Annotated in this window: 11 protein-coding genes; 3 read left to right on the forward strand and 8 right to left on the reverse strand. The window is 33.3% G+C overall.

What is annotated here, in order from left to right; all coding sequences use genetic code 11:
• Window position 1 precedes the first annotated feature (1 nt).
• Complete coding sequence (locus NEF87_RS03530; protein ID WP_457918672.1) at window positions 2-1,978, forward strand: hypothetical protein; 1,977 nt, start codon at window positions 2-4, stop codon at window positions 1,976-1,978.
• A 20-nt stretch (window positions 1,979-1,998) separates the two neighbouring features.
• Here the strand turns inward: NEF87_RS03530 and NEF87_RS03535 are convergent, their stop codons facing one another.
• Window positions 1,999-2,304 (reverse strand): hypothetical protein, encoded by a 306-nt coding sequence (locus NEF87_RS03535; RefSeq protein WP_457918673.1) that lies wholly within the window; start codon window positions 2,302-2,304, stop codon window positions 1,999-2,001.
• A 338-nt stretch (window positions 2,305-2,642) separates the two neighbouring features.
• Window positions 2,643-5,948 (reverse strand): hypothetical protein, encoded by a 3,306-nt coding sequence (locus NEF87_RS03540; protein WP_457918674.1) that lies wholly within the window; start codon window positions 5,946-5,948, stop codon window positions 2,643-2,645.
• Window positions 5,949-6,642: 694 nt separating this feature from the next.
• Here NEF87_RS03540 and NEF87_RS03545 point away from each other — a divergent pair.
• Window positions 6,643-7,308 (forward strand): DUF5714 domain-containing protein, encoded by a 666-nt coding sequence (locus NEF87_RS03545; protein ID WP_457918675.1) that lies wholly within the window; start codon window positions 6,643-6,645, stop codon window positions 7,306-7,308.
• 133 nt (window positions 7,309-7,441) lie between these two features.
• On the opposite strand, the gene NEF87_RS03550 is transcribed toward NEF87_RS03545, so the two are convergent.
• The 5 genes from NEF87_RS03550 to NEF87_RS03570 all read right to left on the reverse strand — a co-directional run bounded on the left by NEF87_RS03550 (window position 7,442) and on the right by NEF87_RS03570 (window position 12,600).
• Window positions 7,442-8,716: a tubulin beta chain gene (locus NEF87_RS03550; RefSeq protein WP_457918676.1), complete on the reverse strand. Its 1,275-nt coding sequence runs from the start codon at window positions 8,714-8,716 to the stop codon at window positions 7,442-7,444.
• Window position 8,717: 1 nt separating this feature from the next.
• Window positions 8,718-9,989, reverse strand: a complete 1,272-nt coding sequence (locus NEF87_RS03555) for a tubulin beta chain (protein ID WP_371805021.1) — start codon at window positions 9,987-9,989, stop codon at window positions 8,718-8,720.
• Between the two features lie 312 nt (window positions 9,990-10,301).
• A complete protein-coding gene (locus NEF87_RS03560; protein ID WP_457918677.1) occupies window positions 10,302-10,700 on the reverse strand; it encodes a hypothetical protein in 399 nt (132 codons plus the stop codon).
• Complete coding sequence (locus NEF87_RS03565; protein ID WP_371805023.1) at window positions 10,693-11,103, reverse strand: hypothetical protein; 411 nt, start codon at window positions 11,101-11,103, stop codon at window positions 10,693-10,695. Before NEF87_RS03565 ends, NEF87_RS03560 begins: the two co-directional genes overlap by 8 nt.
• A gap of 234 nt (window positions 11,104-11,337) precedes the next feature.
• Window positions 11,338-12,600 (reverse strand): acyl-CoA dehydrogenase family protein, encoded by a 1,263-nt coding sequence (locus NEF87_RS03570; RefSeq protein ID WP_371805024.1) that lies wholly within the window; start codon window positions 12,598-12,600, stop codon window positions 11,338-11,340.
• Between the two features lie 373 nt (window positions 12,601-12,973).
• On the opposite strand from NEF87_RS03570, the gene NEF87_RS03575 reads away from it, so the two are divergent.
• Window positions 12,974-14,560 carry a cell envelope integrity protein TolA gene (locus tag NEF87_RS03575; RefSeq protein ID WP_457918678.1) on the forward strand — a complete coding sequence of 529 codons (1,587 nt, stop codon included), beginning with the start codon at window positions 12,974-12,976 and terminating at the stop codon, window positions 14,558-14,560.
• 76 nt (window positions 14,561-14,636) lie between these two features.
• On the opposite strand, the gene NEF87_RS03580 is transcribed toward NEF87_RS03575, so the two are convergent.
• Window positions 14,637-15,824 (reverse strand): inositol-3-phosphate synthase, encoded by a 1,188-nt coding sequence (locus tag NEF87_RS03580; protein WP_457918679.1) that lies wholly within the window; start codon window positions 15,822-15,824, stop codon window positions 14,637-14,639.
• Between the last annotated feature and the right edge of the window lie 399 nt (window positions 15,825-16,223).

Raw genomic sequence — 16,223 nt, forward strand, 5'->3', positions numbered from 1 at the left:
CATGAGTATTGGCGCAGATGATAAAGATGATCTTTTGTTTATCTTCATTGGTCAACGAGGACTTCAAATCGGTAGTATCTTCTTTAATTTAATTAAGGACGATTATAAAGGAAAGCGATATGATATTTTGGATTTTTTTTCCAAGGTATTTTTTATTTGTGAAACCGAAAGTCAATTCCGAGAAATTGGAACCATGATAGAAGGATATGTTCCCGAAGAAAATGTGCTTTTAATGGGAGAATTAAATACAAGCGGAGATTTATGGTCAAATATTGAAGAAAATGACGATATATTCGCAAGTAGAGTTTTTGCTCCATTAATGTACGCTGTTGATCAACTCGCAAAGCCAAATATTCTTCTTTTTTATGACCTTTCAAATGGAAAACAAGCAGGAATTTGTGATTATTTATTGATCAATTTTCCTTTAGTAAAACAACAAATGCCAATCTATGTGATTGCCACAACATCTATCGATGAAGGAGCAGGTGCTTTATCTATTTATTGGAGTATTTTAGGGCTAAACTCGATCATTCAAGGATCCACAGCAAAAGCTTGTATTCTATTAGATTATGAAGCAATTGGAAATTCAATTTTTCTAAAACGAATTAAGAAAATGGATGATATTGATTTTGAGAGTTATAACTATGTTGTAGCCCAATTAATTTACTCCATCACATATTATGATAGAGAACCATATTCAAATGCTGTGCCATTTTGTCAAATGATTGATAAACTCGTGATTTTCAATGACATGAAATTCATCATTCCCTTCATGACAATGCCTCGTCGTGAATTGATCGAAGATGAAACGTTTTCGGGCTATTTAAACGAGTTGGTAAATGATTGCAACCTATTTTCAATGAATTATAAACGCCCCATAGATGAAAATGGCGTTGAACAAGATTATCCTAAAATTAGTCTCGCTAATGCATTTATTGCCTTTGGGGAAAAACAAGATACACACTATCTAAACTTAATCCGGAATAATTTACCTCCGATCATGGAATATTTGCCTGGCACTAAAACGTTTTATACATATCCCCGCGGGGACCCTTTCTCCGTTTTTTTAGAGAATAATACAGTTGTTCGTCAATATTTTCAAGACCTTTTGGAGAAATTTGATATTCTTATCTCCCATCATTCTTATCTACATGTTCTTGAGGATTTAGGAATCACCGTAGATTCATTTTCGGATGCCTTAGACAAATTGGTCTCAATAGTGGATGCATACCAAGAAAGTGAGGATCTGCTCTATGATGATGAAGAATTCGATTATGAAGAAGAAATATCCAAGTATGATCAACCTGTTGATGAAGAGGAAGAACTAAAACGAAAGTATGGAGATACTACAGAAGGCACTTTAGAAGGAGAAATATCTGAGAAAATAAAGGGAATAAGCGACGCAAATGATCCTGAAAATAATGAATTTCAAGGAGAAGAAGGAAGCAAACCAGAAATTTCTTCACCAAAAACTGATGCTTCGGAAGATTCAATAAATAAAACACCAAAATTGGATAAAACTCAAATCATTAGAACAAAAGATGATGAAATCAATGATATTGATAAATTATCACAAAATATTGACGCCAAATCAATTTCAAACTTAAATGAACAAGCAATAAAACAAAATCCACGAAGATCCCGTCCAACTCGCACTCTGAAATTACAAAAAGCCGATCCAATTTTAGTCTCAAGGGAAGGAGGTCGAATTGTGAAAGAAGAAAAACCAGATAAAGCGGAAGGAAGCGCTTTAGGTTGGTTAGAAATGCGTGCCAATAAGGAAAAAGAAAAAGTTCAGCAAGAGAAGGCTGAAATCACCAGAGAACGAGAACGCATTGAACTTGAAAAACGCGAATTTGAAGAAGCACAAGAACTCATTCGGTTAGAAGAAGAGAAGAAAACCCAAGAAGAAACGGAAAAAACATTAAAGAAAAAAGAAGAACTGAAAGAATTAGCTAAAATGTTTGAAAATCTATAGGTTTTTTTATCCCTTACTTTTTAATTTTGATCGTTATGATGAAGAGTATTTTGCTTAAATTCTTGAAAAGTTGTCTCTAACCAAGCCATTCGATTTTTCCTCTTCACATATCTTGAATAAAGAAATATCAAGATTAAAGTTAGTGCTATTGTTGGAAGAATAAAGTACATTGCTGATCCCCGCACGATCAAAATATATCCCCATAACAAAATCGTAATCCCAAACCCATACAAAAATATTTTTTTTTCCAATGCCGCATCGGGAATCATAGTGTTCCCTTCTTCATGAGAATCAACCAAATCCTGATCTAATTTTGCACCTTCCATCTCATCTTGGTTGACTTGGATACCAATTTTTTCTGAAATGATTTTCTAACCTCCGAAACTTTTATGAAAATACAAGAAAAACATAGGTATTTGTATGTTTGGAGAAAAGTTTTTCGATTAAATTCTAAAAAAAATGAATAAGGAAAAATTCCATTAAAATATTAATTAATTAAAATCTATTCAGTAAAGAGAGTTTAGAATATATTAACCACTTGTTGAACCTAATTCTAAGAAATAATTGGAATTAAAAGCTATTCGATAAGATTCAACACACTTCTAAGAGAGAAGGATGAAAAATGAATGGTGAGAAAGAAAAATAGTTAAAACTTTAGAAAAAATTAAGAATTCGCTTCGTCTTGAATCAAAGAAGGTAAATTTTCTTTCGCTTTTATCGTTTTATAGAGAAGTAAAACAAAAACAATCCCTATGACTAAGAAAAGCAAAGAAATATATTCAAAATCGCGTGAAAAGGATCGAATAATGATAAAAAAGACATAGGAAATGCCGATTAGTGCGATTAAACCGTATTGGAATTTAATATGGTAATCAATCTCTAAATTAGCGATAACCCAGCCTGCAAACAGAGCAAGATTGAAAATTATGCCAAATTTGACTTCCGATAAGAATCCAGTCATCATCAAACTAATGATCACAACCATTAGAGAATAATAAAATCGATAGAGAAGATATTTTTCATTAGTTTTAGGACGATTAGAATATAAAAGTGAAACTATACAAGTACAGGCAATAACTGCAGTATAAATAAAGAGAAAATTGAATTCAAAATTATCGTCCATTATCCCCACTAACATTCCGAGACCAGAAAGACACGTAATTCCAAGTTGTTGCCACATTTTAGGGTGATATGAGAATAAAAATGTTAACAATATTTGCAATAGAATTATTTGTATCCAGAAATATTCACCAGAGATGAAAGTTTGTTGGATGAAACTACCGTAATAATATATTACTGCGAAGGAAATGACAGAAAATCCAAAATTAAAAATTAAATTCACGAGTAACAATTTTTGATCCTGGTTCGACGTTTTTGATTTTTTTTCTTTATGATTTTGCCGATCAAGAACCGAAAGACTAAGCTCAATAATTAACAAAAGAACAAAAACCAAAGGAATAAAGAGTCCAAACTGGGTGAAATCACTCTCAAATATAAAAATAACACAAATAGAATTCATGAGATTTAAAATCAACATGTAAGAAGAAGTTGAAATTGGATTCTCGGAGATTATATTTTTCATCCAGAAAACAAGAGTAGCGCCAAGAATAATGACAATTTTTGTCCAGGTTGCTAATAGATTATTGTAAGAATAATTAATCACTAATATTACAATGATGTTAATCGAATGGGCAAGAAAAGTGTTAATTTTTACATTGATTTGAGTATAAAAAATAATAAGCTGGAAAGCTACCCAAAAAATAGAGATAAATATTATCCAATAACTTGAATACCGAAAGAATTGAATACTCTTTAAAGATAATAAATAAATGGAAGCGAAATATGTTAAGATCCCATACTGCAATACAGATTTTTTGGAAAGATTGGTGTCCTGAGTTAAGAAAAACTTGCCGAATAGACCGGTGATTAATAATCCACCCATAAATATCGAAAATAGCACGAGAGTTTCTTGCATTATTGTCAAAATGAAAAGGACCCCTATGGAGGTTAAGAAAATATGAAGAAGGTTTATTTTAGTTTTTGCATACTCTACGAATTGGTCTTTTTTGGAATCTTGTAATATTTTCATGCCTACGATAAACGGATAAATAAAAAAGCATAAAATTAGAATAAATTCAACAATTTGTGTGGATCCCTCAAGATCTCCCATATATAGTTGAAGGATAAGAAAGTTAGTTAAGGATGTGATGAGAAGTTGAAGTGAAATAGCACTTTTTTCTCCAGAACCATCGATCGTTCTTGAATAATAGAGGGAAAATCCCAAGATTATCATAGTAATAATGAAGAATGCTGGTTTATCGGACGTATTTCTTTCGAAAAGACATATAATGAAACCAATCCTCGCCATCAATAAGTAAAATAAACGGACAAAAACTCGCACTTTGGAATATTCAAATTCCAAAAATTGAGTCATACTTAATGCCACGTAAAAGCTGAGAATGAACCCCAAAATAACAGCGAAATTATCCCAGATTACTCTAGAGAAAAGTGAAAAATTCAATAAGGTTATAAGGTTGATGAAAATTTGAACGGCGTGATTAATAAAAACAAGGAGCAGATAGGGAGTTTTTAGATCATGGCTTAAATCTTGCTTAATAATCCCAATTTGCTCTTTAATCTGAATATAAAACTGAGCTTGAAGAATGATGAATAAAACAACTATTTCTATACTCGAAGAATCTCGGTGATGAATATTGATTACAAGGAAATAATAAGCCGCCATTGGTAAAATTTGATTAATAATGAGAAGGACAAACTTAACTACACTGTTTTTGTAAAATTCATAGTGATCTCCGTATCCCTTTAATAGCAATCTCCCAAATATAATATTTACACAGATAATCAAACTTAGATTCAGGGATATAATTTCAGAAAATTCACCAATAAACGAGAGAATTGAGATGCTAATCATGACTGCAACTAAAGGAGTGAGGGATATTTTTTTAAGAGCTAACCCTGTTGCAACAATGATTAATGCAGCATAGAAGATTGTGTTAAGATTTTGATAATATATTCCTAAAAACTGATTATTAATAAAAGATGGAATTAAAACCAAGATAAGAATGCTCAAAAAGACTTCTCCAATGAAAAAATCATTGCGATACTTTATAAGAAGTATGATAAATACGAAAATGAGTGATATAATAGATAAGCACCATATTATTACGTTTAATACAGAGTCCCCAGATAAAACTGCTGTTGGGAGAATATATGCAAGCGACAGCCCAATTACCCCTAATCCGATAAAACTCCACGGAAAGATAAAAAGTTGTGATTTTTGAGATTTTATGTATTTATTTATCAGATAAAATCCAGCGATTAAGAATCCGGCTGATAAAATATAAATATAGATAAAAATATTTAAAAAGGTCAAAAAACCTTCCTCAAGCCACCTTATTAACATTAGAAAACTAATGTAAATTGTTACAGACAGTAAAATATAAAAGAAAAATAGAAGAAGATAGGGTTTTTTTTGATCGGAAGGAGTATTATACGTATTCCTTTGCGATTTTTTAGTTTGCTGGACCGATTTATTGTCATTTATACCTGGAGATCTTACTCGAGTATATTTCGATAATTCCTTGTGTTGAAGTAAATCTTTGTTTAAAAGTGGTACACTGGCAAGTTTTTTCTGAATAAAATTTTGCTCTTTTTGAATTTTTTGTTGAGAAACTGCATCAAACTTAGATACTTTTGTTGATTCTGTTAGTTTTTTTTTAGAATAAGATAAATCAGAAGGAAGATGAGGGAGAGCACTAACCAAATGATTTTTTTTAACCTCGTTTGTAGGTAGAGTTTTTTTCATCCCCAATCGCATCTGAATGGAATCTAAACTTGTAGCAATAGTATCAACTTTCATTTCTAATGAGGAAATTCGTTGAATCATGTTTTTGAGTTCAGAATTGGAATTGGGATCTGAAGATTTTTCTTTTTGTATTTTATCTTCCATTATTGCTTGATAGATTTTTGAATTTTAAACTTTTTTGGTCAAATTCTTTGTATTTTCCATTAAACCTATCTCCTTTATCATTATAATTTTTTATACTTGAATATGTATTCATCTAAGTTGAAATAAAAATGAATTATCTTAAACACATTAACTTTAAAAGAGAAAAAAATACACATTTTTAATATTTATAGTCAAGGGATTAATAATTTAAATCAGAAAGACCAGTATATGCTCTCGATCAATAGTCTTATTCCCAATACTCATCCTGGCAGTTACAAGACAGTGTGTTTTAGGAATTTCAACAAATTTTAGAATATTGTTCTCTAAACATCCCCATTACCTCGATCAAGGCTTTGTTTGTCCGAAAGTTTAAAATTTGGAAATCTCAATTAAAAAAATAACAAAAATACTCAATATATTTGACATTATAGGCTTCCAATGGTAATTGGATTACTATTGTATTATTGATTCTCTATTTTCCCTACATATTCTAATAATTTACTCTGGAATATATAGGATAAAATAAGAACTTCACTAAAGAGCCACTTTAAGATAATTTTTTGCTTTAATCTTCTTTCCTTCGTGCGTCATCTTTAAAAAAAAAAATTTCCATTGTTCGAAAAATAGGAAAATATATTTGTGAATAAGTATTCAGATAATATGATATAATTTGAATGCATTACAGTTTGAAAAAATGAAAAAAAGCTATTTTTATGATGAATTCATGCAGAAAGCTTTAGAATATGACAATCTCAAAATGGAAGATTATATGCATTTCATGCCCAAGGTTCTCCCTTTGATTTTAGCTCATACAGAAAGAGATCCTGTAGAACTTTTCCAAACCCTAATGGAAGAGTTACGAGAATTATGGGATGCTTCCGAAGAAATTCCTTTTCATGGTCCTTGGCATCATGGAATAATTCCCGCAGTATTGCTGCAAACTTTGCAAAATAATGGAGATAATATTTTAAAAGAAGATATAGTAGAAGCTTATGGGCGAGGTTTGAAAATAACAGCTGGAAGTTGTGGGTTTTGTGGTATATGTGGAGCGGGATCTGGGGTTGGAATAGCCTTGAGTATCGCATTGAAAGCAAATCCATTTCAGAATCATCCCCGAACATCAGTATTCGGTGCAAGTGCTCAAACAATCAAGAAAATTGGGCAGTTAGGTGGCCCTCGCTGTTGTCGATTAAGTTCCTATGTTGCTCTTGAAAAAGGAACGGAATTCCTCTCAAAAGCGGGATTTACGATAGAACCGCGCAAACTTACAGGATATTGCACAATCTTTGAGAGAAATGCAGAATGTCATACTATTCGTTGTCCATATTATTCTAAAAATAAATCTAGGATAGAAGAATGAACTTCACTTTCCCAATCTATCATTTTTTCAGTATTTCATCTTCAATCTGAATACTTCAATCCCAAAATTTAGTCGTAATTAAGAATTTTTTTGCTTAAAGATGGATTAAGAAAGAAAAAAAAATTGATACGAATTATTCTTCGTCTCGTTTATATTCATCGCTGAGTTTCTGAACGTTGTCTCGAGCCCCTGCGAAATCGTCTTTGGACATACCTTCAATTTCATACCAATTCAAGAATGCACCCTTGTCGAACATAAGGTTAAATTGGGCTAAGATCCGATTGAAAATTTCAGCCACACCAGTGTGATTAATTAAAGCAGACCCACTGCGTTCCAAACCTTCAGGAGCGGTGCCAGTCATACCATACTTAATACCGGTAGGAATGAATGAACTAAATTTAATGCGTCCTTTGATGTCTAAGAGAGCATTGGTAATATCTTGAGCAGTGTTTTCACCCCGGAAGAGGAGAGAACAGGCCAAGAATGTGCCTTTGGTGACATCGACTGCAGCCATCATATAATTTTCTTCGAAGAGAGCATTAGCGAGGTTACTGGTGGTCAATTTCGCATATTGGCGATCTTCCGCAGTTGCCATCGGAGCAAAGGAAGCCATGAGAAAATGACTGCGTGGATAAGGAACCAAGTTGACCAAGAATTCCTTCATATCGGTGTTGAGTGAACCTTTGAAGCGAAGGGAGGCAGTAATATCAGATAAAGCCTGAGAGATCACATGGTTCAAATCATCGTAAATAGGATCATCAATACCCATATTCTTCGTGACAATTTGGAACAAAGCATGATTGTCAATAACGACGGTTTCATCAGTATATTGAATCATTTTATCCAAAGACAAGATGGCGTTGTATGGTTCTACGACCGCATCGCTTAATAAGGGGCTTGGTAGGATGGAATAACTCCACAAAATTTTCTTGGGATATTCTTCTTTAATCTTTTCCATGATTAAACATCCCAAACCTCCACCAGATCCACCACCAACAGCATGGGTCATGATAAATCCTTGAAGAGATTCACATTTTGCAACTTCTTTCTTCAGTTGTTCCATGATATTGTCAATCATATCGCGACCTTCACCCAAATAACCTTTTGCAAAACTGTTTGCACCCCCATAGAGTCCATGGATCAGGTTTTTAGGATCGAAGAAACTTGGTAATTGTTCATTGCCAACTTGTCGAACGACCTTTGGTTCTAAATCAATCAAAAGAGCTCGTGGAACATATTTTCCACCACTTGCTTTCATAAAGAAACAATCAGGATCACCTTTAATATCCCCACCAATAGGGGCACCATTATGATCTAAATTGTGCTCAGCACAGATTTGTTTCCAATACATTGCACCAACTTGAATACCAGCTTGTCCAACGTGTAACATAATAACTTCTCGGCCCATTTTATGCGTCCTCCGTTAATTTTCTGTAATCATCGATCACTTTTTGGACCAATGCACGAGCATCATCGAGATCTTTTTCTTCGAAACCAGAATCAGTAAACCAGTGAGCGAATGCTTTTCGAGACCAAAGTCGATCAAAATTAGCGCCAATTCGCTCAAAGACTGAGACAATTTCAGAGTTGTTTCCTAACATAATGACACCTAAAGCACTATCTTTTGGAGAAGTTTCACTCTTTGAAATCTTGAATCCTGTTGGAATCCAGTTTACAAAGGAATTCTGTTCTTTGACAGTAGCCATAGCTTCATTTACATCACTAGTTTTGACAGCACCACGGAATAGTACGGAAGCTGCAAGATATCTCCCAGTGGTAGGTTTGCATGCCGCGCAAATATATTCATCACCAAATACTTGTGCCGATAATTCTTTGGCGGTCATTTTTTCATAACTTTCTTTACCTGCCAACACGAGTGGAGCAGTAGAAGCCATTAAGAAATGTAAGTTAGAGAATGGGACTAAGTTGGTGACTAATTTGCCAAGATCAAGGTTCAAAGTTCCGCTAAATCGTAAGGATGCGGTCACATTGGTCAATACTTGAGCAATGATTAAGTTTAAGTCTTCTAAACTTGGATTTTCCACTTCTAATTTCTTTTCTGCAATGCTAAATAAGGCTTCATTATCTAAAACAATGGAACAGCTAGCATATTTGATTAAATTAGATAATGTCATGATGGCATTATATGGTTCAACCACAGTTTCAGAAATTTTAGGACTTGGGAAGATACTGAAGGTAAAGATTGGGACCTTTGGATATCTTTCACGAATGGTTTTCAAAATTTTTGAACCAAATCCGGATCCGGTTCCACCACCACAGCTGTGGGTTAATATGAAGCCCCCGATCGATTCGGTTTCAGATACACGTTGTTCAACAACTTGCATAACTTTTTCTAATGTCTCAGCTCCGTGTTCATTGAAGCCAATTGCAAAGTTATTTCCGGCACCATCAGCACCTGAGACAATTGATTTAGGATCAAAGAGAGTCCCAAATTTTTCACGAATATTTTCCACTACTGCTGGTTCTAAATCCACAACGACGGCTCGTGGAATATATTTATCCCCAATAGTATTAAAGAAAATATCGGTATCGCCAACTACATCGATGGCTTTACCATTTACAGGATCAATGCCGTGTTCTGCGCAAATTTTTTGCCAAAACGCACCAGCAATTTGGTTTCCGGCTTGACCGACCTGTATACAAACGATTTCTCCTGCCATGTTTATCATACCCACTTGAAATTTTGCATTTCGAATATTATCGTTAAATTATTGGTCTTTATGATGTGAGACTCAATAACTATCGCGAAATATTTAATTCAAGAGTTATGTCAATTTTATGCGATCGAGCTAATAATAATATATTTTAAAAAATAGGGTCGAAAAATGATTGAAAAAAGCATGGAAAAATTTCTAATGTTGAAATATAAAAGAAACCACTAAATATCTATGAAAAATTAGTAGGATTGGAAAAATTTATTTTCTTGAAAAAAGGACGAAATCGGTAAAAAATGTTTTAAATTGGAAGATGGATTACCGACGATCCAAATACCGTGAAATAAAATAATAAATAACTAAAAAGCCAACTTCAGTAATAGAGAAAATAATACTTACAAGGAGCTGTGGAAAGATTCCCATTGCTTCTGTGATCCAATAGAAACTGATGATAATAAAAAGCATAGTAAAGATACGAATGATATCTTTTCGTTTAATAAAGGAATATACTATCAGCCCTAATAAAGCAACCATTAGTAATGCAGGAATGATATATAAATTACTAAAACGTTGCATACAAAAAATGGAAATTGTAAAGGAGAATATAAAATTAATTCCAGACATCACTAAATAGGTCAGCCCGATTTTATCAGTTAAAATTTCCCAATCCTCACTAGTATATAACAAATCTTTTTTTTCTTTTTTAACTTCAGTCATTAAAAATTACCGTCCCAGGATGAGAGTCATAATAATTCATGCAAAGAAGACTAATTTCAAGGAGTGTGATCACTAAAACAGGCCACACCCCCCAAATGTCTAATAATGCTAAAATGGTAAGAAACGTGCAAGCCACGATGATGTACGAAAAGATATTAATCATCAGAGAAAAATAATCTTTACGAACGAAAATCCAAAATAGAAGACCTAAAATACTAATTATTACAATAGGGAGGATCCATAAGTAAACTTTACTTTCTGAAACCAAAAAAATGACCCCTACAATAATAACAAGCAAATTAATAAAGGCATAAACAAGATGTGTGAATGAATTAGTTCTTACCATTTCTCCGGGAGTTTCTTCATTTCGATCAAAAATGCGTTCACTTCCATCACGAATCATAATAGATTAAGCTAATTTTTCCCTTTATTTGAACATTCAGAAATTTAGAGATAGAGATCGATCTACTTTATATGAACTCCTAAAATAGATAATAATCTTAATTTAAGGCTTTATAGCAGGAGCATTATCGAAATATTGGTTATTCATAAAATTAAGGAAAAAACTAAAAGAAGAACGAGAAATAAGAGATGAAAAGGAAAAAAAAAGGAATAGTTTTGAATTGTGACTTGTTTCTTACAATAATTTCATCATTTTCTTCAAATTACCAGACATGATTAATTGCATCACACCACGTGAGCCACCAATAACTTCTTGGATAGAAGAAACACCCCAAGTCCGCATCACACGAGTATTATCTGTCACAGAGACGCCACCCATCAATTGTTGAGTTTCATAAGCCGTTTCTGCAGCTAATTTTGCACAAAGATATTTAATTTGACCGGACCATTGAGCACTGGCTTTAGACATTTCTGGAGTGACTTTTTCACCACGTTGCATTACTTGCAATACATTCTCATCATACATCTTTGCAATATTAAAGGCTGCCATTGTAGCCGAAGAAACACGAATTAGAAGGTCAGAGAATGGATAGGATACAGCTTGATACTTCATGATTGGTTTTCCAAATTGGTTTCGAAGATTGCTATAAATTATACCATTAAGGATCGAACTCCAACAAATACCTAAACTGGAACCTACGATAGAGAGTCGTTCTGGAACTAAGCCATCAAATAAATTATGGTAACCTTGACCGGGTTTACCTGTGATCATTGCTTCAGGAACAACTATACCATTATAATGAGTTTTCCCAATATGTACTCTAGGCACGGCATTAATTTTCAACCGTTCAGTAGTTATCCCCATATCTCGGCTTAACATTGCTTGAACCATAGTACCGCGAGGATTCGCCTCATCTACGCAACCATACCCTAAGAAATAATCGGATTTTGGACCATTAGTGGTAAATATTTTCATTCCTTCAAATTTATATCCACCATCCACGGGGCTAACTTTAGCTTCCATATTGACTGTATCAGATCCATGGTTAGCTTCGGTCATTGCAATACACCCAACTTTGGTCCCTGAAAGTAATTCATCTTGGACTTTATCTAATTCAGGAGTCCCTCCATGTTGGAAAGTAGGATTTCCACACAAAATTCCAGAAGCAAGTCGTGCCAGATCAAATTCAGCATCCATCATAGCAAGGTTCATTCCCAATAACATTTCATATTTACAACCCGCTAATTTAAACTCCTTCCAAGGATTTAGGCGTTGAATGTATCCCTTTTTCCCAAAATCAGGAAACATTCCATAAACATCGGTTTCATAGTTGATCTTTGGATCATAATCAATACAAAATTCTTGTAATTCTTTCACAAACCCACGTTCTTCCTCTGTTAAGAGAAGATTGACTTGATCATTCCATAGTTTATACACATTTTCAAGGCGCATCTGTTCCTCGATATCTTGTGGAATTATTTTTACTTTATCGACCATATTATTCACTTTTTTAGAAAAATCCATACCCATTTTATACTAATTTATAAAAATGGACTATCAGTTTAGATTTAGAATGCAGAAAATAAAAAAGCTTTACCCACAAATATTTACAAATAGCTGATTATGTCGAGAAAATGCTGCAAAATAGTCATTTCTGCGGAAATTATAGGCATGAAAGATCATCATCAGTAATTTTCATGCCCCTTGAAATTAAATAATTCGGATTAGCGATATAAAAAGGTCTAACAAGAATCAAATTTTGGATGGTTAAAAAAAAAGAATAAAGTGTCAGGTTCTTCGGATGTAATGAAAATTGTTGTCAAAAAATTCTTTTTATTCTATTAGCACCATATAGTTACATGACTACCCCATGGATGAAACGATCGCTTTATTTGTAAGTCTTGGATTAATTGTGATTTTTATTTCATATACTGTATTGTACTATCTAATAGTTGTTAAAAAGCGTGAAGATATACAAGAAGGCTCAATAACAAGATCCGCAGTTCAAACATTAGAGGATTTATTTAAAGAACAAGAAATGGAATCGATCCGTTCGAAATTAGCGAATTTACACCAAATCGCGTCAACTAAAGGAATTCAAGAAGCGGGTCCACTTTCTATAAAGAAAGACGAAAAATTGCTTATTGATGAAGGAGAACAATTATGGAAAGAATGGAATGCCGAATTAGGGGAAGCCGAACCAATTTCTGATGAACAGCGTCAAAAAGATATTGAATTATTAAAAACAACCGTTTCTGCTTTAGAACAATTGGATAAAGAGCATTATAACGAATTAGAGAAAGAAGAAGTAGATATGGGGAAAGGAATGTTTTATGATTCGATCTCACGAAAGTTGGGGAGAATTTTAAAAAATAAAAATTGGAAAGAATTACCATTTATTCAAGCGGAAAAATTGGAAAATGAAGCATTAGGAACAGTTAAACACCTCGAACATGATGATTTTAAGGAAACTCTCAAATTGATGAAAGTTGTTGGGATATTTAAAGACATTGTTGAAATTGATCCTCATACTACACTCTTAGTTTTTACTAAAACGCCTTTAAAATTTTCCCTTGTTGAAAAAGTAGTGCTAAGTTTTATTGCCCATTCTGAAAATTCCTCGATCACCGAATTACAAAAGTTAACTGGATGGAAATCTTCATATTTATATCAAGTTATCGAAGATCTGGAACAGAGAAAAATAATTTTAAAACAAGAAAACCAACTCCAAGCAATTGGATTCATGACAAAGGAGGAACGCACAAATCGGCATCAAAAACTCCATGAAATTCAACTGAAAAAGGAAGAAAAAGAAAATAAAGTTAATCAGCTCCAACGTGAACAACAAGCGAAAATGAAAGCGGAACAAAAAGAGAAGGAACTTCAACAGAAATTAGAACTGGAACGGAAGCAGAAGGAATTAGAAGATGCACGATTGAAAGCAGAAATCGAAGCTCAAAGCGAATCTATGAAAATAGATGTTGATGAACCTGTTATGGAATCTTCAACTCCAGAATTGCTTGAAGTTCAAAAACGCGAAGAAATTATTCAAAATATTCAACAAATTTTTACAAACACAATGCCCTTAACGGGAGGAATTATCATCCTCCAAGCTTTACTATACTATATTAATCAAGGACCATATCCAAACATGCAAAAGATTGAATTGCTTCATTACATCGATATTATGAAAGAACGTCAAATCATTTATGAAGAAATTTCCTATTCGGGAGTAGATATCTACATTTTCCAAGATCTTATGATTGATGATGAAATGAAAGTAGCGCTCCGTCATTTTGTCACCCATGGAGAAATGGATATGGAGGATCTTGAAACTGCTACGGACTGGGATACTGAACATGCAAAACGAGTATTAAAACGTTTTTATGATCAAAAAATATTACAACTTAATCAGCGGAATCACTTTTATATACCGGGATTGTTCAATACTAATTAGAAAAATAGGAACCAAAAAAAAATGTTGTTGAACCTTCTCTCCAATGAAGGACAGCCGAAGATTAACGGAATTCTTTTTAAGATTTCATGCCTAAAACAAAATCAGCTAATAATTTTGCGGCGTCCTTGGGATTTAGAGTTCCTTTGGGAGGATTTTTAAATCCATAGCATGAAATTTCATTAATTGACCCGGAAGATCCTTGATGTAGAGCAATTTTCGTTGCACGGATAATGTCAGCTAAAATAGCACCTCCATTAGGTCCATCTTGAGTCTGAATTTTAACATCCATAACAATTTCTGATCCTAAAAAACCATGTCCCACAATCCAAAGCATAGAATTACGAGCATTACCCATGTGGGGAACATAATCAGAAGTACCTGCTACAATTGGTGCATCAATTTTTAGAGAAGAAGCAACAGTTTTACTTTTTATGTCACGTTTCAATTTTCGAGATCGATGAATTGTATTAAGGGATTCTGCTCCACCTCCAACATCTAATGCATAACTTTCTTTTATATGAACCCCTTGTTGAAGCATCTGTTGCAAAATCATTTTATGAACGATGGTTGCACCAAATTGGTCTTGTAAATCATCTCCAATGAGAGGCAACCCCGCATCATGATATTTTCGAGCAAATTCTTTATTTCCCGCAATAGTTGTCGGAGTTGCGTTGATAAAAGCACAACCAGCGCTTAAAGCAATATCTGCATAATATTCTACAGCCTTCGTTGCCCCAGAAGGAAGTAAACACAGGACTATTTCAGCAAGACTTTCTTTTAATTCTTGCACAATATTTACAGGTGTTTCCTCCGATGGATTAATTATTTTACGAGTTTCATCAATTACTCCATCCAAAATTTCACCCATTTGCACTTTAACTTCCGATGTAGGCATTGCCACTTGAAGAACAAATTCATTAGCTGCAATAGCTTCATTTAATGGTTTTCCCACTTTTTTTGCGGATATATCAAAAGCGGAAACAACTTCAATATCTGAAATGTGATATCCTGCCAAAGTCGGGTGTAATAACCCAATATTATTATTTCGGGCTTTATAAAATTCTATACCTTGAATTAAAGCTGAAGCGGCATTTCCGACTCCAATGATTGCTAAATTTATTTTTTGAGGCATTATTTGGACCTTATTTCGTTTTTTTATACGAGAAACCGTCATTCTGGAGATGTTGAAATGCTCCATCGCCTCATTATATGTATGAGATCCGAGGTAGCGAAGAACTTCATCGTCTCGAAATTTGGAATTCATTGATCAAAATATGTTACTATTATTTTTTAATGTTACTTTACAACTCCTAGCGTATTTTGTTTTTTTTGTTCTTATTCTTTTTTAAAAAGCGCATTATTTTCATGATTTTCTCTCAGATTCCAAAATTCTGGAAAATTTTCTTTCAATCAATACTAGTTTTTTGAATCAAATGTCACCACATTTTCCATAGATTTATTTAGGTTAACTGCAACAATATTGTCAGAATGCCAAATACTAAAACAAAAACTAAAACAAAATCTAAAAGTAAAGTGACAAAAAAGAGTTCAAAAAAAAATGTAAAAAGAAAATCCTCAAAAAAATCAAATAAGTCCTCTTTAAAAAAAACCAAAAAAACAAATTCTAAAAACAATCAAAAATCTACTAGTACACAAAGCGATT

The sequence above is a fragment of the Candidatus Lokiarchaeum ossiferum genome (assembly GCA_025839675.1).
Taxonomy (GTDB): Archaea; Asgardarchaeota; Lokiarchaeia; order Sigyniarchaeales; family Promethearchaeaceae; genus Lokiarchaeum; species Lokiarchaeum ossiferum.